Source organism: Streptomyces sp. NPDC001204, from assembly GCF_053598035.1.
The window spans coordinates 64,394-87,957 of record NZ_JBSFJL010000022.1; the positions used below are offsets into that span (position 1 = coordinate 64,394).

22 protein-coding genes are annotated in these 23,564 nt (G+C 68.5%); 4 read left to right on the forward strand and 18 right to left on the reverse strand.

Annotated features, from left to right (window positions below):
- Positions 1–83: 83 nt before the first annotated feature.
- From ACWC91_RS27070 to ACWC91_RS27105, 8 genes are all read right to left on the reverse strand, one after another.
- Positions 84–530 carry a hypothetical protein gene (locus ACWC91_RS27070; protein ID WP_390876900.1) on the reverse strand — a complete coding sequence of 149 codons (447 nt, stop codon included), beginning with the start codon at positions 528–530 and terminating at the stop codon, positions 84–86.
- 142 nt (positions 531–672) lie between these two features.
- Positions 673–2,415: a relaxase/mobilization nuclease domain-containing protein gene (locus tag ACWC91_RS27075; RefSeq protein WP_390876845.1), complete on the reverse strand. Its 1,743-nt coding sequence runs from the start codon at positions 2,413–2,415 to the stop codon at positions 673–675.
- Positions 2,412–3,038, reverse strand: a complete 627-nt coding sequence (locus tag ACWC91_RS27080) for a plasmid mobilization protein (RefSeq protein WP_390876846.1) — start codon at positions 3,036–3,038, stop codon at positions 2,412–2,414. Before ACWC91_RS27080 ends, ACWC91_RS27075 begins: the two co-directional genes overlap by 4 nt.
- Before the next feature lie 322 nt (positions 3,039–3,360).
- Positions 3,361–3,552 carry a hypothetical protein gene (locus tag ACWC91_RS27085; protein WP_390876847.1) on the reverse strand — a complete coding sequence of 64 codons (192 nt, stop codon included), beginning with the start codon at positions 3,550–3,552 and terminating at the stop codon, positions 3,361–3,363.
- Positions 3,549–5,114: a hypothetical protein gene (locus ACWC91_RS27090; RefSeq protein ID WP_390876848.1), complete on the reverse strand. Its 1,566-nt coding sequence runs from the start codon at positions 5,112–5,114 to the stop codon at positions 3,549–3,551. Before ACWC91_RS27090 ends, ACWC91_RS27085 begins: the two co-directional genes overlap by 4 nt.
- A complete protein-coding gene (locus ACWC91_RS27095; RefSeq protein WP_390876849.1) occupies positions 5,111–5,758 on the reverse strand; it encodes a WhiB family transcriptional regulator in 648 nt (215 codons plus the stop codon). The genes ACWC91_RS27090 and ACWC91_RS27095 overlap by 4 nt, the downstream gene beginning before the upstream one ends.
- Positions 5,759–5,918: 160 nt before the next feature.
- Entirely contained in the window at positions 5,919–6,608 is a 690-nt protein-coding gene (locus tag ACWC91_RS27100; RefSeq protein WP_390876850.1) for a zinc finger domain-containing protein, read from the reverse strand.
- Positions 6,609–6,610: 2 nt separating this feature from the next.
- Positions 6,611–7,507, reverse strand: coding sequence for a helix-turn-helix domain-containing protein (locus ACWC91_RS27105; protein ID WP_390876851.1), 897 nt, complete (start codon positions 7,505–7,507; stop codon positions 6,611–6,613).
- A gap of 652 nt (positions 7,508–8,159) precedes the next feature.
- Between ACWC91_RS27105 and ACWC91_RS27110 the strand changes: the two genes are divergently transcribed.
- The gene (locus ACWC91_RS27110; RefSeq protein ID WP_390876852.1) at positions 8,160–9,047 is read left to right on the forward strand and encodes a helix-turn-helix domain-containing protein; all 888 of its coding nucleotides are present in this window, start codon (positions 8,160–8,162) and stop codon (positions 9,045–9,047) included.
- Between the two features lie 73 nt (positions 9,048–9,120).
- Here the strand turns inward: ACWC91_RS27110 and ACWC91_RS27115 are convergent, their stop codons facing one another.
- The 5 genes from ACWC91_RS27115 to ACWC91_RS27135 form a co-directional block, all read right to left on the reverse strand.
- Complete coding sequence (locus tag ACWC91_RS27115; protein ID WP_073947177.1) at positions 9,121–9,567, reverse strand: NUDIX domain-containing protein; 447 nt, start codon at positions 9,565–9,567, stop codon at positions 9,121–9,123.
- Between the two features lie 2 nt (positions 9,568–9,569).
- Positions 9,570–10,853, reverse strand: coding sequence for an MAB_1171c family putative transporter (locus ACWC91_RS27120; RefSeq protein WP_390876853.1), 1,284 nt, complete (start codon positions 10,851–10,853; stop codon positions 9,570–9,572).
- Positions 10,840–11,364 carry a hypothetical protein gene (locus ACWC91_RS27125; RefSeq protein WP_450640070.1) on the reverse strand — a complete coding sequence of 175 codons (525 nt, stop codon included), beginning with the start codon at positions 11,362–11,364 and terminating at the stop codon, positions 10,840–10,842. The genes ACWC91_RS27120 and ACWC91_RS27125 overlap by 14 nt, the downstream gene beginning before the upstream one ends.
- A gap of 129 nt (positions 11,365–11,493) precedes the next feature.
- A complete protein-coding gene (locus ACWC91_RS27130; RefSeq protein WP_390876855.1) occupies positions 11,494–11,820 on the reverse strand; it encodes an SDR family NAD(P)-dependent oxidoreductase in 327 nt (108 codons plus the stop codon).
- 487 nt (positions 11,821–12,307) lie between these two features.
- The gene (locus tag ACWC91_RS27135) at positions 12,308–12,640 is read right to left on the reverse strand and encodes a class I SAM-dependent methyltransferase (protein WP_390876902.1); all 333 of its coding nucleotides are present in this window, start codon (positions 12,638–12,640) and stop codon (positions 12,308–12,310) included.
- 520 nt (positions 12,641–13,160) lie between these two features.
- Between ACWC91_RS27135 and ACWC91_RS27140 the strand changes: the two genes are divergently transcribed.
- The 3 genes from ACWC91_RS27140 to ACWC91_RS27150 are packed head-to-tail and all read left to right on the forward strand — an operon-like array spanning position 13,161 to position 19,071.
- Positions 13,161–13,658: a hypothetical protein gene (locus ACWC91_RS27140; protein ID WP_390876856.1), complete on the forward strand. Its 498-nt coding sequence runs from the start codon at positions 13,161–13,163 to the stop codon at positions 13,656–13,658.
- Positions 13,655–17,455, forward strand: a complete 3,801-nt coding sequence (locus tag ACWC91_RS27145; protein ID WP_390876857.1) for a GTPase — start codon at positions 13,655–13,657, stop codon at positions 17,453–17,455. Before ACWC91_RS27140 ends, ACWC91_RS27145 begins: the two co-directional genes overlap by 4 nt.
- 2 nt (positions 17,456–17,457) lie before the next feature.
- Entirely contained in the window at positions 17,458–19,071 is a 1,614-nt protein-coding gene (locus ACWC91_RS27150) for a GTPase domain-containing protein (protein WP_390876858.1), read from the forward strand.
- Between the two features lie 136 nt (positions 19,072–19,207).
- Here the strand turns inward: ACWC91_RS27150 and ACWC91_RS27155 are convergent, their stop codons facing one another.
- The 5 genes from ACWC91_RS27155 to ACWC91_RS27175 all read right to left on the reverse strand — a co-directional run bounded on the left by ACWC91_RS27155 (position 19,208) and on the right by ACWC91_RS27175 (position 23,485).
- On the reverse strand, positions 19,208–19,978 hold the full coding sequence (locus ACWC91_RS27155) for a 3-deoxy-manno-octulosonate cytidylyltransferase (RefSeq protein WP_390876859.1): 771 nt from the start codon (positions 19,976–19,978) through the stop codon (positions 19,208–19,210).
- A 34-nt stretch (positions 19,979–20,012) separates the two neighbouring features.
- Positions 20,013–20,564 (reverse strand): NUDIX hydrolase, encoded by a 552-nt coding sequence (locus ACWC91_RS27160; protein WP_390876860.1) that lies wholly within the window; start codon positions 20,562–20,564, stop codon positions 20,013–20,015.
- Between the two features lie 5 nt (positions 20,565–20,569).
- Positions 20,570–21,691, reverse strand: coding sequence for an adenosylhomocysteinase (locus tag ACWC91_RS27165; protein ID WP_390876861.1), 1,122 nt, complete (start codon positions 21,689–21,691; stop codon positions 20,570–20,572).
- 31 nt (positions 21,692–21,722) lie between these two features.
- Complete coding sequence (locus tag ACWC91_RS27170) at positions 21,723–22,673, reverse strand: NAD-dependent epimerase/dehydratase family protein (protein ID WP_390876903.1); 951 nt, start codon at positions 22,671–22,673, stop codon at positions 21,723–21,725.
- 77 nt (positions 22,674–22,750) lie between these two features.
- On the reverse strand, positions 22,751–23,485 hold the full coding sequence (locus ACWC91_RS27175) for a phosphotransferase (protein ID WP_450640065.1): 735 nt from the start codon (positions 23,483–23,485) through the stop codon (positions 22,751–22,753).
- Between the last annotated feature and the right edge of the window lie 79 nt (positions 23,486–23,564).

The following is a 23,564-nucleotide window of genomic DNA, read 5'->3' on the forward strand; positions in this document are numbered from 1 at the left end:
GCATGGCGGAGCTGACCCCTTTGCTACTGGGCAACGGTTGGGCAGCGCGGGCCCGTGGGCCCGTGGGATTGCAGGGGTGGCGGTCAGTGGCCGAGGTGCCGCAGGCAGTCCTCGAACGTTTCGTGGTGCGCGTCCGCGGGGCCAGCGTGCCGGTTGTACCAGGCGGTGTCGAGGCGGGTCTCCCGCTGCTGGTGCCCCTGGCGGCAGCGCAGCCAGATCTGGTCGCGGGTGGAGAGGATGAGCCAGTCCCGGTACGCGCCGCACTCGGCGCAGGCAACGACCTCGCTGTCGAGGACGATCGGCTGCGTCCAGGGCATCATCCGGCCGTCGAGTTGGTCGTGGCTTGGCACGCGCAGCTCGGGAGGAAGGAAGTCGTCCACCGCTGGTGCTGGTTCAGTGGGCTGCTGCGTGGCCCGCAGCCGTTCGACCTCCGGTGGAACCTGGCCGGCCATCCGCTGGTATGCCTCGTAGCTGCGGTGCTGCAGCTCGCTGGTCTCCGCCGCTCGCCAGCGGCGTATCCGGTGAAACACCCTGACGTCCTCCCTCGTCTCGTTCTGCACGCGTCATGATCGTTTCTTAACCCCCGGGCCTGCTTCAATTCACAAAGTCCACAGTCGTGACCAGGCAGCAGTCGGCCTGGTGCGTCTCGATGCCGCAAGGCCGTGGTTCGGCCTATCGTCGATCCCTGGTCGGCGCGGCTTCTGAGTGGGAGCGTGACACTGGACGGGGACCACGTTGCCTGGGCTGGTGCGTGAAATGTTCTGCCGCGCTTTCGTCGTGCGCTATGCCGGTCGTGTCAGCAGGCAGGTCCGCGGCCCGGCGCAGGCGCCACACGAGAACGTCGCTGATCGACGCGGCCGTGTCGAGTTCGCGTTGTCCCGCCGCTTCGGTGAGCAGAGCAGCAGGGTCGTGGTCGGCGGCTTCTGCGTCGGCGAGAGTGGCAGCGAGTGCGTACCAGCCTGGCTCGGCGAGGATCTGCTCGGCCAGCTCCGGCACTGCTTCGCGCAGCATGGTCGTCTGCCGCTGCCGTAGCGTCCGGTTGAGGCGCTGTCCCCGCTGGTACAGGGCGCCAAGCGGTGCTGCTGCTGCGGCCTGGTAGGCGGCGCGCAGGTGCTCGGCGGCCCGGTGCGCTGCGGCAGCCTGCTGGGCGTGGTTCTTCTTGGCGTGCCAGTGGGCGGTGGCGGTGATGAGGAAGAAGAGCATGTCGATCGCCATGGCCGTGGCTGCTCCGTCTTCGCCGCGGCCGAGGGCCGGGCCGCCGTAGATGAGGTCGCGGGCGGCCTGCCGCAGGGCCCGGTCGTGCCCACGCTCGGCACGGACATGGGACCGGGAGGCGCGCTCGAACGCCCATGCAGCTTCTCGCAGTTCGCGTCGGGTGTGGGCGGCGGACGTCTTCGCGAGTGCGTCCAGGACCTCGCCGGCGGCGGCGATGTGCGCGGCGGCGACCGCGTCCTCACCGTGCTCGATCACCAGCAACGCGGTCCATGCTGCCGAGGCCGCTCTTCGGCGCGCGACGGCCGGGCTGGTCGCGGCTGCCGAGCCGGTCCGGTCGGCTGGTGGGTCGTCCTGCGCGGGCCTGCCTGCGGACCAGCGCTCCCGGATGCGTGGCAGGGACAGGTCCGGTGCGAGGCGGGCGCCGGGGTAGAACACCGGCCCCTCGTCCTTGTTGCGGTCGTCGGGCAGGGCGACCTTGTAGCCGAGCAGATCACCGGAGGGAGCGGCGCGCTTGCGGATCAGCAGGCCGGCGGCGGCCAGCCGGTCGAAGAACTCCTCCTCGCTCGTCGCGCCGGCCACCGCGCGCCGCACGGTCTCACGCAGCTCCTCCCGCGCGGTGCGGTCCCGGCCCTGGCGCTCGGCCTTGTGGCGCTCGGCACTGGTCGGACGCTGCGCGGCGGTCCCGTCACCGGGTGCGACCTGGTGCAGGCCGAGTTCCTTCTCGATCAGACGGCATTCGGCCTGCGCCCGCTTGCCGGAGCGGAAGTCGTCGGGGCGGCTGCCGTCCTCGCAGACCAAGGTGGCGACGACGTGGATGTGGTCGTCGGCGTGCCGTACGGCGGCCCAGCGACACCCGGGTTGGCCGCCACCGGGGTCGATACCGGTGGCGGCCACAATGCGTCGGGCGATGTCGCCCCACTCCTCGTCGGTGAGGATCCGGTCATCGGCGGTCGCGCGCACCGAGGTGTGCCAGACGTGCTTGGCCGGACGGGCGTGTTTGGGCAGCGCCCGGACCGGCTGGTCGAGGAGCTGCTGGAGGTCCTTGAGGGTGGCCTTCGGGTCGCGTCCAGGGTCGGGCGACATGCCGTCGAACGAGGCCACGAGGTGAGGGTCGGTGTGCTCCTCGTGCTTGCCCGGGCCATAGAGGTAGGCGAGCAAGCCGATCGTCCTGGAGCCGGACTTATTGACGCTGGGGATCATGAGGCACGCTGCTTGATCAACCGCTCGGAGGCTTCACGGACCGTCTCGGCGGCGCGTTGGACGGCGGCGACCGCTGCTTCGAGCTGGGGTGCTTCGGCACCGGAGTTGAGGGCCTTGACTGCCTGGTTGAGGTTGCTGCCGGCCCAGCCGAGCCTGCGGCGGCTGTCGAACAAGGCCGTGATTACTTCACGCTCATCGGCGATCTCGGCGCTGGTGCGGTCGAGGTCACGGGCTGCGGCGAGCGCGGCACGGGCGAGGAACCCGGCGACGGACAGATTGCACCGGGCGGCGGCGGACTTGATCAGGGCAAACTCTTCGTCATTGAAACGTGTGTTGGGCTGGTGTAGGCGCTTCTTCTCACGCGGCTGACGCGGACGCTGGCGAGCGTGGGCACTGCGCTCGCGGCGGCTGCGGCGCTGCGACGGCTTCTCCTCCTGCCCCGGCTTCGATCCGCCCTCGGTCGAAGCCTCCAGGACCTGCGCCCCCCGGTGCAGGTCCTCTCCCGCCCCCTCGGGGGCGGGCTCGGTGGAAGCTACGCTTCCGCCCCAACTTGCTCGCGCCGAGACCGAGTTGAGGTCGGCAGCGGGTTTCGGGGCGGTGCGGTTCTCGTTCGGGTTCGTCATCGGGTTCCGGCCCCCGTGGAGCGGGTGCGGTGCTGGATGGCGACGGCCAGCTCGACGACGTCGTCCGGCCCCGTAAGGACGCGGACGGGCCCGTTGGCTCTGCGCTGGACGAGCCATTGGTCGTTCGGTGCGAGGATTGCCGCGTGCAGGAGCCGTCGGCGGACCAAGACGCCCGCCCAGGCACTGGCCTCGGCAGTGGTCGGAGGAGATGAGCGTGCTATGCGACGGTCGATGGCTGCGCCTCCTGGATGGGGACGGTGGCCCAGCGCTGGACCGGGCCACCGGCTGTTCTATTGGGCCCTGAACTGTGGGTTTGTACGTGTCAGCCGCACTCGGGGCAGTGCCCGACGTGTCGACTGAGGGCCTTGGCCATCTGCTGCTTGGCCGATAGAGCGTGCTTCGCGCTGGCCTTCGCTGCCGGCCTGCCGGCATGCCGCTCCGAGTGGGCGCTCAGGAAATCGATCTCCCGCTCGAAATCCCGGCGGATGAGAGTGAAGCGGCGGCAGGTCTTCATCGGGCGGTGCTCCTCGTCTTCGTAGCGGTCGCCTCGCTCCGCAGTTGCTGCAGGACGAGGCTCAGTCGGTCGTTCCGACCACCCGTGAGGCCCTCACGCCGTAGGATTTCCCGCAGCTGGACCCGAGTTATGGCCTCGTTGCCGTCCCGCTCCAGAAGAGCGGGGACGTGGGGAAGGACCTGTCGTACAAGGTCGTTCGCGGCCGCCTGTTGTTCCTGCGAGGGCCGCTGCGCCTGCTGGCCGTGTGACCTGCTGCGCCTTCCCGTGCCCTTGGGCTTCGTTGTCGGCTTCCGTCGGAAGGGGACCTTGTGTCCCCGGTCCCCGGTGGGGTCGGTCCCCGTGTCGGGGGTGGTCGGTCCCCGGTCCCCGGTGGGGTCGGTCCCCGTGTCGGGGGTGGTCGGTCCCCGGTCCCCGGTGGGGTCGGTCCCCGACTCGGCGTCACTCGGTCCCCGGCGCGCTTCAGGGGCCTGAGCAGGCGCTTTCGCCGCAGCGAGGTCGGTCCCCACACGGCTGACGGGTCCCTTCTCGGACTCCGGTTTGACCGCCTCGGCCCCCGCGTCACGGTCCCCGGTTCCGGGGACCGGTCCCCTCTCCGTGTACGGTCCCCGGTCTCCGGTGAGTCCGGAGGCGGTGCGGGGACCGTCGGCGGGGACCGTGGTGCTCCAGGCCGTCGGGGCGGGGACCGTGACGGTCGTCGTGTCGTCGTGGTGCGGGGACCAGGGGGAGGGCAGGGGGACCGTGGCGAGCGCGAGCGCGTGCCGACGGGCGGCGAGCTGGTCGAGCAGCTCGGCGCGCTGGGCAGGGTCCGTTGCGACCGAGGCCCGGCCGATCGCCTTCGACAGCCGTCGCGTGAGTCGTCGGCCACGCCGGCTCTGCTGCTGCTTGGGGGTGCGCTCGGCGAGACGGGCGGCGAGCGCGACCGCGCGGGCGGTGGCGCGGTCGCGGGTGATCTGCGCGGCGTCGCGGTCCCGGGCGGCGATACCGAGGCGGGACAGCAGCCGCTCGCGTGCCTCACGCCCGAGGGTGGCGATCAGGCCGTGGGAGGCGGCGCCGGGGGTGCGCAGACGCAGTTCGATGCCCATGGCCAGGTGCCACAGCATCGCCGCCATGACCGGCCCGACGAAGGCACGGACGGTGCCGCCGACGGGGCCGCTCTCGGCGTAGGCGGGGATCACCTGCACTCCGGTGATGACCCACACCAGGGTGCCCGGCAGTCCGGGCGCCCCCTGGGTGGCCAGGTTCTGCCGGGCCATCAGCGCGGTGGCGAAGAGGGCGAGCTCGGCGGCGGCGAACATGCCGACGCGCTCGGCGGTGCCGGCCATGTCGAGGTAGTCGGCGGCGAACCGCCAGCTCGTGTCCGCGCTGTAGGCGGTGCAGCCGAGCGCGGCGAGCGCGGCAACCTTGACCGCCGGGCTGCCGAGACGTTTCTGCGGACGGACGCCCCGGTGCCGGATCACCCAGGCAGTCAGGGCCAGCGCCAGGGTGGTGACGGGGACGCCGATGGCGAGGAGGAGGGGCAGGTCCGGGACGGCACCGAGGGACAGAACGGTGGGGTGGGTCATGCTGCCTTTCCGTGAGAGGCGTGCGCCGAGGTGGGTTTCGCCGGCTGGCATACCGGCTGCTTCGTGCCGGACTTGGCGGACGCAGGTCGGCTGGTCGCCGGGGCGGTCTGCGTCCCCTTCTTCTTGTTCTTGCGCCTCGGTACGCCAAGGGTCCGGTCGCGGTCGAAGACCTTGTTGGCGGCCTGCCGCAGCAGGTCACGGGCGTGCTTGTGGCTGATCTGCAAGGCGGCGGCGAGCCGGTCGGGGCGCCAGCCCCGGACGTAGGCGTGGTCGATGACGACCCGGCGCTCGGCCTCGGTCAGGTGCACGTCGCGTCCGTTGAAGAAGGCGATCACGCGGCCGTAATCGAGGCGCTGGGGCAGCCCGTCGTGCCAGGGGCGCCGCTCCGCCTCGGTCAGCCCGCCCCAGATCCCTTCCCTGAGGGCGTTCTCCAGGGCGTAGTTGAGGCAGTCACGGCGGACCGGACACAGGCCGCACAGCTCCTTCGCCTCGGCGATAGCCTCATAGTCCCGGGGCAGCGGGAAGAAGGTGGCGTCGGCGTCCTCGGGGTCCATGCCGTGGCACACGCCGCGGGCGTGCCAGCTGGTGTCGCCGATGCCGCGCAGGCCGGTGGCGGGCGCGGCGTGGGTGGTGATGTAGCGCAAGGTGGTCTCCGATGTGCTGCCGTGTCGGTCGGTCGGAGCCGGCAGTGGGCGGACGCGGCGTCGGGTGTCTGTTGCGGCGCTGAGGCAGAGCGCCGCAACAGGGGCGGGACGGTGGTGCTGCGCGGGTGCGCCGGACGGGGTGCACCACCAGGCGGGCCGGTCAGGCCACCGCGGGCTGCTGTGCCTGCTGTGCGGCGAGGTCGAGGCGGCAGTGGTGCGGGGTGGCGCGCGGTACGTTGCCGCGTGCAGCGCCGTCCGGGCCGATGCGCCGGCGGCGGCACGGTTCGCCGGCCGGGGCCTGGCACCACTCGCAGCGGACCGAGAGCGCGTCCGGCTGACCCTGGGCGATGGCCGCCTCGCGTGCCGCTCGGGCGGGCCGGTAGGGCGCGAGGGCGGCCCGGGCCTCCGGCGGGATGCAGGAGCCGACCTGCCGCAGCCGCGCCTCCAGCTCCGGGTCGATCCGGCGGCTGGTGATCTGCCGGTACTGCGCGGGCTGCGCGGTGCCGGTGGCGACGGCGTGCCGGGTGCCGACCAGCTCGGCGGTCCAGGCGGCCTGGTCGTCGGGGTCGGCGGACGGGGTGGGGTCGGTGTGCCGGTCCAGGCGGTCGCGCCGGTAGCTCTCCCACGGGCGGGCGATGTCCGCGGGCAGGATCTGGTACGGCGAGAGGCGGATGTGCCGGCGGGCGGCGATGCAGGCGTCCCAGCCGTGCGGTGTGGCCAGGGGCACGTCGGCGAGCAGCTCGTGCCACTGGGCGAGCTGGTCGCGGGCCTCGCCCTGGTCGGTGCGGATGGTGCGGGGGTCGAGCCGGCCGATGTAGGCCAGCAGGGCGGCGATTTCGCGGCGGTCCACGGCTACTCCGTTCCGGTCAGTTCGTCGAGGGCGGCGGCAAGGGCGGCGGTGTGGGCCTCCGCGCGGGTCATGCCGCCTGCGGGGGCTGGGCCGCTGCCGGGCAGGGCGTAGAGGTTCGGGCGGCCGGGGGCGTGCTCCCGGGCGATCCAGGAGCGCCAGTCGGCAGCCCAGGCGCTTGCCGAGCGGGGCTTCCAGTCGGCCCGGTGGGCACGCCACTTCGCGTCGGCGGCGCGCAGGCCGTCCTCGCCGAGGCGGGCGAGATGCCCCTGCTGGTGGGCCCAGGCTTCGGTGGCTGGGTCGACCTGCCACTCGCCGGCCGAGGTGAGGGCAGCACCACTACTGCTGCCTTTACGGTTCACCTTCGGTTCTCTACGGTTCTGGGGGTTGGATTCCGCACCTTGCGGGGTGCGGATTCCGGCACGTCGGGGGGTCGGATTCCGTCGCGAGGGGCCGGATTCCGCACCGGTCGGATTCCGGCGGGAGGGGTCGGACTCCGCGCCCTCCTTGGGCCAGATCCCGTGCCGCCAAAGCCGCTTCTCGTCCAGCTCGGGCACCAGATCCGACTCAGTCGGCGGCTCGATGTACGCGTCCGGGTCCTCCCGCGTGGCTGCCGCGACCTTGGCCAGCCACGCGGCGGCGCGCGGCAAGCGGTAGGCCGTGGCGCGCTGCGGGCCCTGCAGATGGTCCAGCACCTTCAGCTCGCCGCTCTGGACAAGCGCCGTGAGCGCGTCGCGCACTGCGGTCCGGCTCGCGTTCGTGCGCTCGACCAGGCTGGAGAGCGAGGCCCAGGCAGCGCACTGCTCGTCCGGTACGCGGTCGGCGATCGACAGCAGGACCAGGCGCGCGGTCCCGCGGCTGGAGCTGTGCTCCCACACCCATTCGCGGGCCTCGACGCTCATCGGCCGCTCCCGGCCATCAGGTGGAAGCGCCGCGCCGGCCCGGCGGCCGGGACGTGTTCACATCGGCGGCGTGTGGAGGCGGGCAAGTGGGCGGCTGCCGCGCAGGCCAGGCCGTTGGGCCTTTTGCGCAGGGCGGAGCGCATGCAAGAATCTCCTTCGGTGTTGCCACGCTGAGACGCCCCGTGGAAGGGATCAGCGTGGTGATGGTGGCGATCTCCGCCCTTGCCGGGGCGGTTAGTGCCGTTGAAGCGTTCGGCGTCCGGGAGTTGCCGCTCTCGGGCGCCGCCGCTGTTTGCGGGCCTACGTGGCCCGGAGTGTGCGCATGCCACTGCTCCTCACGTTCGTCGCGCCGGGCGGTCGGCCCGGGGACGACGAACATACGCACGACCCTGCGTCAAGATCCAGACTTGGTTCTCAAACTCTGTAGAAGTCGTGGAAGGTGAGGCGCTCGAGCGGGGTGGGCCAAGGAGGGCATGCGGCGACTTTCGGTGTGGGGCGCAGAGACGTTTCGCCTCGATGCGCGCAGCGGCTTGAACGGAGGTAAGCTAACAGCCCACCTCGATCGACGGAACGAAACTATCCTCGTTTGACTTATTGATCAAGTGGGTGGAGTGCCGCCGCACGCCTCATCGGACCAGGAAGGACATGTTGGATGCCGGTCCGCCGGTTCGACGCCCAGCGCCTGCTACTTGCGCGCAGGGAAGAAAATCTCAAGCAGAGCGCTGTCGCGCAGGCTGTCGGTGTCAGTGCTGCCCGTGTCAGCGCTTGGGAAACGGGGCGGTCCGTGCCTGACCCGGAGAAGCTGCCACGGCTGGCCGAGGCCGTGAAGCGGGACTTGGACGCGCTGTTCCCGCGAGAGGGGCGCCCCGATCTTGCGGATCTGCGAGCCGATGCCGGCTACTCCCAAAGCGCAACCCGAGAGTTGACCAGGACCAGGACGCCCGGGCCGGTGGCTGCCGCGGAGAACGGGCAGCGGCGGTTGGCGAAGGAGTATGAGGAGCTCCTCGCGGGCGCTTATGGGGTGAGCGTGGCGGCGCTGCGGCGGGCACAGGAGCGTTCCTTCGGGCATGACGTGCCCGAGCCGGACGAGTTGGAGCCCGGAGAGGATGTTCCAGGTGGTGGCACGATGTTGCCGACCACACTCGAAGGAAAGATTGCGTACCTACTGGAGCAGTTGCCCAAGCCACTTTCGGATGCCGAGGTCGCGGATCGGGGGAACAGCAGCGCCGGGTCGCAGGTCCTGACGGAGGATCTGGTGCGAGGGCTGAGGATGGGCACGGTGGCGGAGGCATCCGATGAGGTCCTCGGCGCACTCGCGGAGGCCCTCGACACCACGCCTCTCTTCTTCAGATCCGGCGATGCCGGCGTTCAGCGGGTCATAGCGGAGACCCTGGTACTTAGGAACCAGGTTGCCGCGATCGCTGCCCGCGGCGGTGCGGAAGAAGGACTGTCGGGAGAGCTGTTGGCGTTCATCAACAAGGAAGTCGCCAAGGCTCGCGCGAAAGCCGTCGCGCACCGCGACCACCCCACCTCCGGATAGACCTGCCGACGCTTCAGCAATCGGTGCCGTGCGGCCGGCCGCTTCTTGGCGGCGTGGCTGGGCCAACTGCTGGTCATAGGCGCACGGGGACGTAAGCGGTCCGGTTCTCGGCGTGTGCGAGGAGCACCTGCTGCCACACCTCGGCCAGGTGCGGCGGGATCAGACCGTCCTCCATGCCGTGGGGCTGGCAGAACCGGTACTCGCTCAACTCGCTCTCCTGCAGTGTGATCGCCGCCTGGTCGTCGGAGGTAAGGATGCCGCCGTCGAAGATATACAGCGCTTGGGCTCCCTTGTCTGCGATCGTGATCCAGGCATGGACCAGCAGGCGGCCGATGGGAGGAGTGATGCCCAGCTCTTCGCGGACCTCGCGGACGGCCGCGTCGTGCGGGGTCTCGCCCTGGTCGATGTCGATGCCTCCGCCGGGCAGGTTCCAGTAGTCCTTGTACGTCGGATTGACGATGAGGACCTCGCCGTCGTGGTTGAAGAACACGGCGGCAGCTGATGCGGTCAGAGCGTTCATAGTCATCCTTTTGCGGTGTGGGTTGCGGGGGAGGGAGTCAGGTCCTCCAGGATCGCTACGGTGTGAGGGCTGGCCTTGCGGTACGCGCGGGCGACCCGCAGAAGCCAGGACACCTCCGAGGCGAAGTCGTCACCGACGGTGTGGAAGGCGACCGGTGCTCCGGCAGGGGCGTCTACGGTGGTGAGTGCGGCCTTGAGCCAGTACGCCTCAGCGGCGGCATCAGCATCCTGGCCGGTATGACCCTCGGCGTCGGCGAGCCGGCGGGCGCGCTGGAAGAGATCGGACGGAGCACGGCGGCGCAGCTCGTGGGTGACGTCACGGATCTCGGTGACATAGCGGCCGAGGCGGATCTGCGGAGTGGCGTCGTGGGAGAAGATGTCCCGCATCGCGTTGATGAACGCGGCGGCGCGGTGGCCGCCCAACAGCAAGCTCGGCTGGTGCAGTGCGATGCCGTCGATGGCCAGGACCAAATCACGCCACAGCTGATGCAGGCCGATGATGGCCTTGATGGCGCGAATCCGGGTGGCGAGCGCATGAGCGGCGGGCGTGACGGAACCGAGCAGCCACAGTGCGAACCCTACGTACAGCACGATGTCGGTGACATGCTCCTGGACGGTGCCGGCTGCGGCGGTCGCCGGGTGCAAGGTGATCGCTGCGAGGTAGACGGAGCGCAGCACGGCGTAGACGACGAACAGGGCCATGCCCACGGCCATCATCGTCAGCCCGGTCCGCAGGCTCCGGCGTCGGGCGAGGCGCGCGGCGCGACCCCACTGATAGGCGCACACGGCGGCGGCTGCGGCGGTGTAGATGTTGAACAGACCCAGGTACAGGGCCAGGCCCGGTTCGCCGATGTGTCGGCCCATGAAGTGTGGGCTGTCGGCGCCGGTCTTCGAGCGGTCCAAGACCAGGAAGAACACGGCAGTCAGGCACAGGACGGTCGCCAGCGAGGCGCGGGCAGCAGCGCGGTGCACCACGGAGGTGATCTTGATGTGACGGGCGGTGGCGTCCTCGTCCTGGTAGACGTCGGTGACGTAGGTCAGCAGGACGCAGATCCCGGCGATGGCCAACACGTGCTTGAGCAGGGTAGGCAAGTCGTTGACGCCGAGCGGATCGATCACGGCGCGGCCGGTGTCGGTGCGTAACCACCAAGCGACGGCGAACGCGGCGAAAGCACCCCACAGGGAGCGCTCGCGTCGCCGACCGCGCAACGCCGCGGGCAGACGGACGGCGGCCTGCAGCAGCAGGAGCCCGATGATCAGGGAGACGAACGCATCAGCGATGGACACGGTTCTTCCGGGAAGTGTGGGGGCGGGTGCGGGAGAGGAAGGTCAGGCGGGACAGGTCCTCATCGAGGTGCCGGAGCGTGGAGTCCTCGATGTAGTCGGTGTCGTACGCCTCGTGGTGGAGCAGATCGGCCAGCATCTCGGCGCGTATCTCGGCGTGGGAGTCGTAGCGGTGCCGGGCCATGATCCGGCCTCGCTTGGTGAGGCGCTGCAGGGCGTGGGGCGGAAAGTCCGGCAGGAGCCGGATGAGTTGCTCAAAGCTGGCTTCAGTCGGGTCGTCGCACCACAGGTGGGCGAGCTCGTGGAGGATGATCCTTTGGCGGTGGAAGGCGGTGGTGCCTTCCACATACAGGATCAAGTCGACCGGAACGTCGTCCAGTTGGAGCCACAGACCGCACACGTCGGTGTTCGTCAGCAGGTGGTCGGGGATGGCCACCAGTTTGATCCGCCGACCGCGCTCGGACTCGATGCCAGCGATTAAACCGTCCAGGGTGAAGGGTTGCGGCACTGGCATCTGAGCCAGCAGCTCCTGGCATTCCCGACGGATCGCACGCCGGTTGACCACCTGGCGGCCCGAACACGTCGACTCCCGGACGAACGGAGTCCTGCCCTGGCCGTCGCGCAGCTTCGACCACATCGCGCGTCACAGTCTCCTTGCCTTATCCCGCTGCCCAACTGCTATGGCGTGGGCCGGTACACCCACGATGACCAGTGCCCCCGTGTCGGTGAGGTTCGGCGTCACGATGTTGACCGTGGTGCCCCGTGAGTCGATCTCCTTGGCCAGCGACTTGCCGAAGCCGCTTGCACCGGCCTTCGAGGCCCCGTAGCTCGCCCGCCTGGCCTCGTCCGTGAGCGCGACTGCGGACGAAATGGGCACGACCCGACCGCACTTGGCCCACAGCATGCTCTGCATCGCCCGCTTGACCACCCGGAACGTGCCGGACTGGTTGGCTCCCAAGACCGCCGCCACCAGTGATCAGTACGAAGCGAGACATGACGAACCTTCACGCGAGTCAACTAGCCGAACTCGCCAGCACGGAAATGCGCTGGCGCGGTGATGCCGGTGACCTTAAACGGAAAAGCGGGGGACAGGGGAACACAAAGCCCGTGGTTATCCTGCCGGTGAGAACTGACAGTTCCCATTCTTCTGGCTAAGGATGCTCAATACCCGGAGGTCGCACGCATGTCAGCAACTACGTGGAAAAGTGGGGCAGTTGATCCGCGCTGCGGGGGGTCCGGGCGGGGCGCGTGAACCGGGAATGTGACCTGCATCCCACTCTCGACAGTTATCTGAATGTTATGAAAAGCAGGTGCGGAGGAAATCCCGATCGTCACCTATATTCTGCGGCAAGCCCGCCAACGCTGTAATGCATCAGGCATTCCCGACTTTACGGCTGTGTTCGAGGGCAGGTCCATTTCAGGGATCGCGCAGGAGGAGACGGCGCAGCTGGCCGAAGTTAGCCGCCGGAGACACCGGCCTGGGCGAGGTTCTTCCGGGCGTTGTCGACGAGGTCCTGGTCGACGTCTACGGTCCACACGTGGCCGCCGGGGGCCACAAGCTGGCCCAGCAGGCTGCCGTTGTAGCCGGTGGCGGCCTCGGCCTCCAGGACCTTACGGCCGGGCTCGGCGCCCAGCTGCTCCAGCTGGGTGACGATGATCGAGGGCGCGGAGATGCAGGAGATCATCTCGCCCGTCTCGTCGTACTTGATGGGCACCGCGTCCTCGGCGCACGCGGCCTGAAGGTCGACACCGGGGAGGAACTGGTGGCGCTCGGTTTTCAGTCCTGCCAGCGGTGCGCTCGTGTTTCCTGATCTTGCTTCCGTTTTCCCCGTCTGTGCAGGTCAGAGGCCGAGTGCCGTGCCGGGCCTTGTTGATCGTTCACTGCCTTTCTCCGTCCTTCCGTTCCCAGAGCGTTCCCAGAGGACCCATCCCGCGGTGCCGGCGGCAGGGGGCCGGGCAGTTCCCGCAGGTCAGCCGAGCGTTGGATGAGGGGGGCGTCGGAGTGCCTTCCCAACGCAAAGAGGCCCTACCCCGCTTGGGGTAGGGCCTCTTGGTCGTCTGCGCGCGCCCTGTCCGGGCCGGTGAGGACAGGCTAGCGGCTCTGACGCGCGATCGCCTGGCAATGCGGGCACACGACCTGGGCGCTGGGCCCGTAGCTCGCCGTGAGGACCTGGCAGCGTGCCCCAGCACGCTCCGAAGCACTATCGACCGGCCACCCCGCCGTCAACGTGACAACGCCTCACAGTGCCTTCACTCAGGCCACACATGTCGCATGATGTCCCTCAGCAGCAAAACCGCTCAGGGGGGATCATGTACACCCGCACCATCGCCGCGGCCGCCGCGCCCATGCTCACCGCCTGCGAGGGCACTGACACTTTTAGCAGCAAGCCCAGTAGTGTGCAGAGCGCCAACGACCAGCCGCCGGCCGCCGGCAACGCGCCTGCCACGGACGACAAGAAGACGGCCACCCTGCCGGACATGATCGGCAAGGGCCTGCAGTCCGCGCAGGACCAGGCTCAAGCCGCCGGCTTCTACAGCCTGACCTCGCACGACGCCCTCGGGCGCGGCGGCATGCAGGCCTTCGACCGCAACTGGAAGGTCTGCTCGCAGACCTCGATGCAGGGCGAACACCCGACCGATACCAAGGTCGACTTCGCCACGGTCAAGCTCGAGGAAACCTGCCCCGCCACGGACGAAGGCGCCGCGCCACAGGCCGCCGGATCGACCATGCCCGACTTCACCAGCAAGTCCGTGAAGGTCGCCCGCCAGGCCCTGGACAGCTCGACGAGCATCACCGTCGCGCCATGACCGGTCTGCCGGCGGAAAGTGATGACGAGTTGACGACAGAGGTGGTGTCGCTCGAGGAGGCCGTTCGATCGGCCGTCGAGCAGGGACACGCGGAACTGACGCGCCTGGCTGACATCACGGACGACCTGGTCGGCGCATTTGCGCAAGGGCAGCGCGTCGCGTCGTCCTCGTCTGGCCTGATCATCCGACTGGACGACTTCGCTCGTGGGTTTCCGGGGGAACTGCGACGTCACCTCGACCGTGAGCGCGAGTCGCTCGGGTCGTTCAACATCGCGTTCTTCGGACGCACCGGCGTCGGAAAGAGCACCCTGCTGTCGGCGTTCGGCCAGCTCGACGGGGAGTATGTCTCACCGGGTGTCAGTGATTGGACCACCGAGGTGCGTCCAATCGAGTGGCGGGATTGCCGGCTGTTCGACACACCCGGGATTAACGGCTGGGGACGGACCGAGAGCCGCGAGGATCTCGAGGCCAAGGCCCGCGAGGCCGTCGAGATCGCCGACATCGTGCTTCTGTGCTTCGACAGCCAGTCTCAGCAGGAGATGGAGTTCGAGAAGATCGCGGCCTGGATCCGCGACCACGGAAAGCCGGTGGTGGCTGTCCTCAACGTCCGCAACTCGCGCTGGCGCCACCCCGCGAAAGTTCCCGAGGCTCGCCGCAGGAATCTGTCCGAATCGGTTCGCCAGCACACCGACAACATTCGGACCCAGCTCGTACAGATTGGGTTGCCCAACACGCCGGTCGTCGCGATCCACAGCCGACGGGCCTTGTTCGCGCGCGCCACGACCCCCTTCCACGGCCCAGCCCCGGAGAACTTCCACCACGAACGGGAGGAGTTCGGGAAGGACTACCTCGATCGCTGGTCGAACTTCGGGACACTAGAGCGCCTGATAGCCACCTCAATCGCGGAAGGCGGCGCCGAGCTCCGATTGACCGCGCTGCGCGAGGACATCCGATCACGGTGCCGCCGAGGGATCGGCGAACTCGAGCACTTGGCGGTCGAGATCCAGCAGGAAGCGGAATCCCTCGAACGCGAGGTCGAGTCACTGTTCGCCGTGTTGGGCTATCCGGAAGACGCCGAACGTGCCATGTGGCTGCACGATGTGGCTCTCAGCGCGGATCTGCTCCAAGTGTCCGAGCAGGCACGGGGCCGCCCGTACACGTTGCCGGCCAAAGGGGCATTGGACCGCTTCGTCCGGCACCTCGCTGCCTCGCACCTTGCGGGATGCCGCCGACAGGCGAAGGCCAACGCGGATGATCTGATCCGGAGGGCATTCGACGAGCACACAGCGATCGACGAGTCGGAGTTCACGAAGGTTGTGTTCGATCAAGGTGCCATTTCCGCTGCGGCGGAAGCCGTTTGGGCGGATCGCCGGGCGTTCCTGCAGCGTGAGCTTGAAGCCGCGGTGGACCATAAGTCCCTCGACAACGGGACGGCGATATCGCACGCCGCGATGATCCTCGGCGACGAGGGCGGCGGTGTGAAGGGTGATGTCGCCAGGGGGGCGGGCATCGCGGTCGCCCTTGCGGGACCTGCGCTGGCCCTCTTCTGGAACCCCGCGGGTTGGGTACTGGGCGTGGCTGCCGCGGGCGTCGGGATCGCAGGACAGCTCCAGCAGCATTTCGGCAAGAAGATGAGCCAGCAGGAGTCGGAACGAGCACGAGAAGCGAAGGCCCAGGCAATTGCAGACTGCCATCGCGCTGTGGATCAGACGTTCGTCGATTACGAGGATGCCCTCGTCCGCGAGAGCCGGGAAGCGGCGTGGACGTTGTTGGCTCCTGCGGTCGGTGATTCGCTCCGCGCTGCGATCGAGCTTCGCATGGCGCGCAGCCGGATCGTGCGGTTGATCGACAGCCTGCAGACCTACGCCGGTTCGATCAAGACCGCACCCGCTGTGACCGACGTCCTGCTGCGGGCGCAGCGTCGGATGGGGGAATCCCCGACCGAAGTGACCCGGGCATTGCTGGGTGAGGACTGGCTCGAGTCTGGCGTCGACCACCAGTCGGCGCAGATCGACCATGCCGTCCACGAGGCGTACTCGAGTCGCCGGGAGGAGGACCGCAGCCGGCTGACGCGCGCAATAGCTGCGGCGTGGAGCGCACCGTCGACGGCAAACATCCACTCGTGGCGAGGCGACCTCGAGGACGCGGCCCGACGCGACCCGGCGCTGTTCGATATCGCACGAACCTTCTGGCGCGTCGCTGGGGCAAGACCAGCTCTTGCCGTTCTCGGTGACTACAACTCGGGAAAGTCGTCGTTGATCCGTCGGATCATGGTGGACAGCGGCCGGCAACCGCACGCTGCGTTCGACATCCGGGCGGTGCCCGCGACCGCAGCCGCGATCCGCTACCAGTTCACCCGGTTCGATCTCGTGGACACACCGGGCTTGCAGAGTGGACACGACGAGCACGACACCGCCGCATTCGAGGCGATCGCCGAGGCTGCTCTCGTGTTCGTCGTCGTCCACATCAATCTGCTGGTGGGCAACACCTCGATACTGGAAGAGCTCTCGCGCGGCTCGGAGATGATTGCCGCAAAAGGCGGGCGGATGGTGTTCCTCGTCAATCGGTGCGACGAACTGGGCGTGGATCCGCTGACTGCACCCGAGGCATTCCTCAACCTGCAGAACCGCAAACGCGAGGAACTACGTGCAGCCTTCGCCGTTCGTTCCATCGAAGTCGAGATCGACAGGATCCACTGCTTGTCCGGCGATCCGTTCGGCCTGGTGGGAGGGGATGCAACGGCAGAACCCGGTGATTTCGACGAGAATCGGCTGTGGGACGGCGTGACCGCATTGACGAGCGCCATATCAGGACTCTCCGACGAGCAGCTGTCCGCTGCAGCGTCTTCGGCCGCCTTCGATGCGGCGGTCACCGGCCTCAAGCGTCACCAGCACACGCTTCACCAGGTGCAGGTCGACGGCACGAAAGAGCTGCGTCGCTCGGAACCGGTGATCGCTACCCTCCGGGCTGCAGTGAACGACGCCGTGGTCCTCGAAGGTTCACTGCGAGAGGACGCCCGCCGTATGGTGGACCGCCACTTGGTAGCGGCGAAATCCGCAGTCGCGAAACTCGGTCGGAAGGACCGTCAGAAGCTGGAGAACCTCGTCGACTCCTGGTGGAAGGCTCCGCAGTTCGAAGCTGATCTCGAACGGTACCTTGCCGACGCGGCACGCCAACTGGACGAGTGGTACAGCGACCACATATCAGCAATCGGACGCGAGATGCGCGCTGCCGAGTTCCAGGTGACGCCCGAGTTGGCGGCAGAATTCAAGGCTCAGGGAAACGCCTGGTACGAGGATCTGACCGAGGGTGCCGGCAACGTCGCAGGAGCCGCAGCGCCGCTTGCGAAAGCCCTTGGAACTCGGGACGCGGTCTACGCGATCGGCAAGCGGTTTGGCCACAAGTTCAAGCCGTGGGGTGCGGTGAAGGGCGGCGCCAAGGTTGCCAAGGTCGGGTTCGTCCTCGGGGTCGTCGCTGCCGCCGTGGATGCCGCGGCGATGGCCAATGACATCCAAAAGGCTGGGAAACACAAGGACCAGCAGGAGTCGGCGTTGCAGGTGATTGACGAAGCGGCTGCGGGGATCGTCGAAAAGATCATGCACGGTGAGCAGGGGGAAGGTCCCGTCGGATACCTCGAACAGCGGACCAAGGAACTCGAAACATTGCTCGACGAGCACCTCGATTTCGAATCGTCGACCAGGGAACGGATGGACTCGGTGAAAGCGCAGGCCGAGGTGGTCGGGGCCTTGATCGCGGCTGCGGACGAATTGATCGGCACCCCAGAGAGGAACGAGTAACAGTGGTCGACATCGATGCAGTACGGGACTGGCTGGGGCGACTTCCAGGCGGATCGCTGGTCGGGCAGTACGTCGACGACTGGGACGCGTTCGAGAAGCTGGACAGACCGGTCGTAACCCTCTTCGGGTCCTACGACACCGGCAAGAGTTCCCTGCTCCGCCGTTTGCTCGTCGATTCGGGCGGCGATGTTCCCGGCTGGCTCACGATCAGCGCACGCCACGAAACCTTCGAGGTCAACGATGCCGAGGTCGGTGGGTGCATCATCCGCGATACTCCCGGATTCGCGGTCGGTGCGTCCGACATTCGTGCACAGAACAATTCGCGCCGAGCGATGGCGGCGGTCGGACTCACGGACGTCGGCATCGCGGTACTGCCTCCGCAGTTGGCGACCGCCGAACGCGACATGCTTCAGAAGCTGTTCACGCAGGGATGGCCGGTAGGGTCGATGTGGTTCGTCATCTCGCGGTTCGACGAGGCGGGTGTGGACCCAGAGTACGATCTCGCGGAGTACCGGGAACTGAGTGATCGCAAGGTTCACGAGTTGCGGGAACTGTTTGAATTGGACGACAGAATACCGGTATTCGTTGTCTCGCAGGACCCGTTCCAGACGGCAGGGCCGGACACAGATCTCAGTCGAGAGACCTGGGATGACTTCCGTGACTGGGACGGCATGAGAGATCTCGCGGATGCTTTCGAGGCGGTGTCCCTTTCGGCGCTGCCCAGATGGCGGCACGCGGCCGGGCAACGGTACTGGACAGCGGTCCTGGACGAAACCGTGACCGAACTGCGGAGGCAACTGTCGGATTACACGGCGCGTGCCGAAGTAGCTGCCAGTGGCGTCGCTCGCCGCGACGTATGGGAGAGCGAACTCGACACTCTCGATCGGGCCGCCCAAGCCAGCCTCGACGGTCTCATCGAGGAGGTGATGCGGCGGTCGTGGGAGCCCAGTTCCGGCCCCGGTGAACTTCAGGCCGAGATTCAGCGCACGCTCGACGAGTGGTTCACCAAGCACGAGGTCCGCCTCCAACGGTTGCAGCAGTCGATCCGCAAGGCCAAGGAGCGAGAGCGCGCCCGACCCTCCTGGGCCGGCTTTGCTTCGCTGGTCGCGACACTCGGGTCCGGGGAGGATGCCTCCACGACCCCGGCAGGGCCCGGCGGTGCCGCAGAACATGTCGAGACGGTCGGGACCATGTTGATCGGTATGTTGAAGGCCGCGAACAACGCACCCGGGCCGATCGCCGGCGGGAAGGCCGGTTCGGCGAAGGCGGCTGGGGGCTTGGGACGGCACATCGGCATCGCCGAAGCCGCGCTTCCCCTTGCCGTCTACATGGCGAAAGTCGTCGACGAGCAGAGAGCGGATCGCGCGCGCCTGAACCAGGACAAGGCGGCGGCCGAGAAGCGACAACAGGTCGTCACTGAGTGCACGCAGCGCGTTCGCGACACCTGGCAGCCGTTCGTCGACGACGTGCGTGAAGCGATCGTCGTGGAGACGAGAGACCAGGTCGACCTCGACGCGAGCCTGCGCCGACTCGTCGAGCAACTGCAAGAAGCTGTGGCGGAAGGCGAGGGTCTCTTTCGAGCGGGTACCGTGCCGCTGCTCGAGACAGAGGCGTAGCGAGTGGGCCACTGTGGCCGGGGTGCGCAGGTGGCCGCTCTCGATGAGGCGGTTCACCAGCGCTTCACGCAGGCCGACGGGGTCAGCGACGGGAATCAAGGTGGTCTCCGCTTGGTGTCGTGGGCGTGTCGCGCGGTCATGTTCCTGTGTGCTGGGCCAGAAGGATGCTGGCCCGGGCGAGGTCCTCGGGTGTGTCGACTGCTACTCCGCTGTCCACAACAGGGAGCATCCATACGGCATAGCCGTGTTCAACGAAGCGCAGCATCTCCACGCACTCCGTGCGCTCCAGGGGCCCCTGTTGGAGCTGCCGGAAGCGTTTGAGAGCCGGGCCGGTGAATCCGTAGAGGCCCAGCTGGCGCAGGTACTTCGGGCGGTCTCCTCTCGGGTAGGGGATGGGCTGTCGCGAGAACATCAGGGCGTTGCCCTCGGTCGCGATGACGACCTTGACCACGTTGTGGTCCAGGACGGCTGTGACGTCTGCCAGTTCGGTGTATGCGTTCACTGCGAGTGTGCCTGCGGGCAGGTGTTCCAGGGCCTCGGAGACGGAGTCGATGGCCACGGGTGAGATGAACGGCTCGTCGCCCTGGACGTTGATGTACGCCTCGGCGGGCAGGCGCTCGGCGACCTCTGCGACGCGGTCGGTGCCGGTGAGGTGGTCTCCGGTTCGTATGCACTCGATGCCCAGTTGGTGGCACGCTGCTTCGATGCGTTCGTCGTCTGTCGCCACGACGGCCCCGTCGAGGCGCCTGGCCTCCAGGCAGCGCTGGTGGACGTGCCAGAGCAGCGGTTTGTCCCCGAGTTGGGCCAGGGGTTTTCCGGGGAAGCGCGAAGCACCCCAGCGGCAGGGGATGACGGCTATGTGCCGGCGTGGTGCGGTATTGGACGTTGCGGCTGTGGTGGCGGCCACGGCATTCTCCGGGAGGTCGGGTAGGTGCGTGCGGTCAGGTCAGGAGTGCGAGCTTGGAGCGGACGGTGGGCGAAGCGCCCTGTGCGAAGGGCCGCCATTCGTAGTCGTCGACCTCCTCTTCCTGGAGCGTCACCGCATGCTCAGTGCGGAGCCGGAGGAGCCAGCGGAAGTCCACGTGGTAGTGCGCCGGCTCGTCCTTGGAGGGGTTCGAGTCGATGGCGTGCACGTTGATGTCGAGAGGAACGTCCTCGAAGCTCGGAAGGGGAACCACGGCGCGCGGTGGGATGCCGGTCTCCTCGTGCAGTTCACGCAGCGCTGCTCCGAGCAGGTCCCGGTCGCCCGCTTCGTTGTGACCGCCGGGCGCGAGGAGTCTGCCCGAAGCCTTGTGCTGGATGTGCAGGACACGCCAGTCGCTGTCGATGACGATGGCACTGCAGGTCACATGGGCGGGGAACGTCTTGCGGCTCGTGGGATCGTCCGTGCCGGTGAGCGCGGCGAACAGCGGCGCGAGGGCGCCGCGTTCGTGTGGATGACGGGAGAGGTACGCCTCGGTGACGGAGCGGATGTGGTCGGTGGAGGGTGGCACGGGGGTCACCTTTCGAAGTGGTCGAGCCAGGTTCTGGCGATGGTGTCGCGGTCGGCCGCCGGCATGTCGTGCAGTCCGGGCTGGAAGCGGGTGTGGCTGAGTGCTGCCGTGGCGGCGAGTATCTCGGCCTGGACGAGGTGGATGTACGTGCCGACGGCGGCGCCGTGCACGAAGTTGACGGCGCCCCCGTCGGCGAGCACGTAGAAGTAGTGGCCGGTGATCTCGTATCGCGTCAGTTGCGCGCTGACGGGAGTGCGCTGGTAGAGGTCGTGAAGGCTCCCGAGTTCGAGTTCGTCCTCGGAAGAGGTCACCGATCCGAGGTACGCGCCGTTGCGCAGGGCGGCGAAGTCGCAGTGCCGCAGGGCGAGATTGCCGGTGGCGCACAGGACAAGTTCCGCGTCACGCACCGCCTCCGTGGTGGTGGCGCTCGTGCAGAAGCCCTGGGAGTGCGCCAGCACCCTCTTGACCGGATCGCTGTCATACACGGTGACGCGCAGGTCTTGGGCGCGCAGGGTCTGGGCGATGGCGCGGCCGACCTTGCCGAAGCCGATGACGCAGGCGTTGCGGCTGGTCAGGATGTCTCCCCGGGCGCGCACGAGGGCCTCGGTGGAGAACACGATCGACCGGCCCACGAGGTGGTCCTCGCAGTCCTTGAGCGGGGAGCGGGCCACGGAGATGACCGGGCACGGCAGGGTGTCGAGCGCCGCGTACCGCTGGTGTCCGTTCTCGGTGTCCTCGACGACGCCGAGGATGCGGCCGGAGAATTTCCCCAGGAGGGTGTCGAGGCTCGCTGCGAAGTAGCCGCCGATGTCCACCAGGACGACGTCCCGGCCACCGGCTGTGTCCTCCAGGTAGTCCAGTGCCCGGGTGGTGTCGGCGAACAACTCCCGGGTCAGGTCATGGACCGTGAAGGTGCGGCGGACCTCGTCGAGGGTGGGCTGATGGATCGACTTGGGCTTCGGCAGCACAGCGCCGATCGTGGACGTCGTGGCCATGGCGCGCAGGAACGCAGGCCGCTCGGCGAGCAGGTGCGTGATGACCAGCGTGGTGATCGCGTCGCCGGCGGGGAACTGCGTCGTGATCTGTCGGAAGAACGCGTCCAGCCGCGCTCGTTCGGGACTCTCCATGGCTACTCCTTTCGGGCTTGGGCCGGCTGGGTCATGCGGCTCGGCCGTACGTCGGGACCTGGGCGGCCAGAGCCTGCATGTGGGCGCGCAGCCCGTTGTGGAGGTCGACCCGGGGCTGCCAGCCGAGGACCTCGCGGGCGCGGCCGGGGTCGGCCCGGGTGGTAAGGACGTCACCGCTGCGCGCGTGGTCATGGTGGAGCTGGATGTCGCGGCCGACGAGGCTGTTGGCGATGTTGATCACTTCCAGCAGGGAGGCGGTCGCTCCGCCTCCCACGTTGATCGGACCGTGTGCCGTCGGCACGGTTGCTGCGGCGATGGTGGCGGTGACCGCGTCGTCGATGAACGTGAAGTCCCGGCGCTGGTGGCCGTCTCCGTACAGACGCAGTGGCTGGCCGGTCAGGGCTGCCTGCAGGGCACGGTGGGTGAACATGTCGGAGCGCTGTCGGGGGCCGTAGACGGTGAAGTACCGCAGGGCGACGACGCTGGGACTGCTGGGGCGCGCGGCGTAGGCGAGGCAGAGCTGTTCCTCGGCCAGCTTGGTGACCGCGTACGGGGAGGCCGGCTGAGGGCGGTCGGTCTCAATGCTCGCTCCGCCGTCGGTGGGCCCGTAGACGCTGGAGGACGAGGCGACGATCACCCGCGGGACGTCGATGCGGGTGCAGGCTTCCAGGACCCGGTGAGTGGCCAGGACGTTGGAGGCGAGGTAGTCGCCGAACTGCGGTCCCCACGAGGGGCGTACGCCGGGGATGCCGGCGAGGTGGAAGATCGCGTCTGCGTCGATCAGGAGGGGGTCGATCGCGCAGCTGAGAAGGTCAGCGGTGACGTGCACGTACCCCGGCAGACCGAGCAGGGTGGCGAGGTTGGCGGCGGCCGTGGGGTCGGTGGCCGGGTCGCGGCGGTCGACGCCGACGACGGTGGTGCCGCCTTGCACGAGGGCATGGGCGAGGTGGGAGCCGATGAAGCCGGCGGATCCGGTCACCACTGCCCTTCGTGGGGCAGCGGTGGTCGGGTGCGATGCGTGCTGTGGCACGGGATCTCCAGAGGGAGTGTGGGCGGAGGTCAGGTGAGCCGGGACAGGACGGTTCGGCCGTGCGTGCTCAGGGCGAGGTCGTTCTCTGTGTGGCCCTTGACCAGGGCGGTGGTCGCCTCGATGGCGCCGAAGGACTCCAGGAGACGCTGTTCGGTGCCGTTCAGGGGGCGTCCGTATCCGGCGAGGAAGGCGGTTCTGAGATGGGGTGCGGCTTGCCAACGTCGGAACTCGAGCCGGGCGAAGTCGCGGATGCGGGCGTCGCGTCGCATGTGCTCGAAGTCGCAGATGCCGAAGGTGTCGCCGATCAGCCAGTTACGCGGCTGGTAGTCGAGGTGGCAGACCGCGCTGTCCATGCGGCTGGTGTCCAGGATGTCCGCGTGATGGCTCAGGCGATTCCGCTCGGTCGCGGTGATCAGACCGGCGTGAACGGCACGCTCGATCCAGCCCTGGAGGCGCTCGGCCAGGACAGCGCCGATCGCGCCGCCTCGGGGCATCGAGGTGGCACGGTGGAGCTTGCCGAGGACACGGCCGGCCTCGTGATGCGCCAGCTCCTCCTCGGGCGAGCCCGGCGCCACGGTGTCCACCCGCTCGCCCGGAAGCGCGGTCAGCAGGAGGGTGCAGGTGGCATCGTGTCGGCCGACCAGCCGGGGAGCATGGCCGTCCAGGTGGGCGCCCCACGATCGGTAGGCGCGGAGTTCGCGCGCGTACCGGTCGCGTTCGTCGTGCTGCTTGGCGAAGAACTGGCGCCCGTCCACGTCAGCCACGCGTATGACCCGGGGTGGGAGCCGCGGGTCCCCCACGGTCTGGACTGCTCCGAGGGCGTCGTGCGCCAGTTGGATCCGG

Bases quoted from the DNA above. Each gene is read 5' to 3' on its own strand.
- ACWC91_RS27140 (WP_390876856.1), top strand. From the start codon at position 13,161: ATGTACACCCGCACCATCGCCGCGGCCGCCGCGCCCATGCTCACCGCC.
- ACWC91_RS27105 (WP_390876851.1), bottom strand. From the start codon at position 7,507: ATGAGCGTCGAGGCCCGCGAATGGGTGTGGGAGCACAGCTCCAGCCGC.
- ACWC91_RS27115 (WP_073947177.1), bottom strand. From the start codon at position 9,567: ATGAACGCTCTGACCGCATCAGCTGCCGCCGTGTTCTTCAACCACGAC.
- ACWC91_RS27125 (WP_450640070.1), bottom strand. From the start codon at position 11,364: ATGCCAGTGCCGCAACCCTTCACCCTGGACGGTTTAATCGCTGGCATC.
- ACWC91_RS27075 (WP_390876845.1), bottom strand. From the start codon at position 2,415: ATGATCCCCAGCGTCAATAAGTCCGGCTCCAGGACGATCGGCTTGCTC.
- ACWC91_RS27110 (WP_390876852.1), top strand. From the start codon at position 8,160: ATGCCGGTCCGCCGGTTCGACGCCCAGCGCCTGCTACTTGCGCGCAGG.
- ACWC91_RS27090 (WP_390876848.1), bottom strand. From the start codon at position 5,114: ATGACCCACCCCACCGTTCTGTCCCTCGGTGCCGTCCCGGACCTGCCC.
- ACWC91_RS27165 (WP_390876861.1), bottom strand. From the start codon at position 21,691: ATGGAGAGTCCCGAACGAGCGCGGCTGGACGCGTTCTTCCGACAGATC.
- ACWC91_RS27085 (WP_390876847.1), bottom strand. From the start codon at position 3,552: ATGAAGACCTGCCGCCGCTTCACTCTCATCCGCCGGGATTTCGAGCGG.
- ACWC91_RS27145 (WP_390876857.1), top strand. From the start codon at position 13,655: ATGACCGGTCTGCCGGCGGAAAGTGATGACGAGTTGACGACAGAGGTG.
- ACWC91_RS27080 (WP_390876846.1), bottom strand. From the start codon at position 3,038: ATGACGAACCCGAACGAGAACCGCACCGCCCCGAAACCCGCTGCCGAC.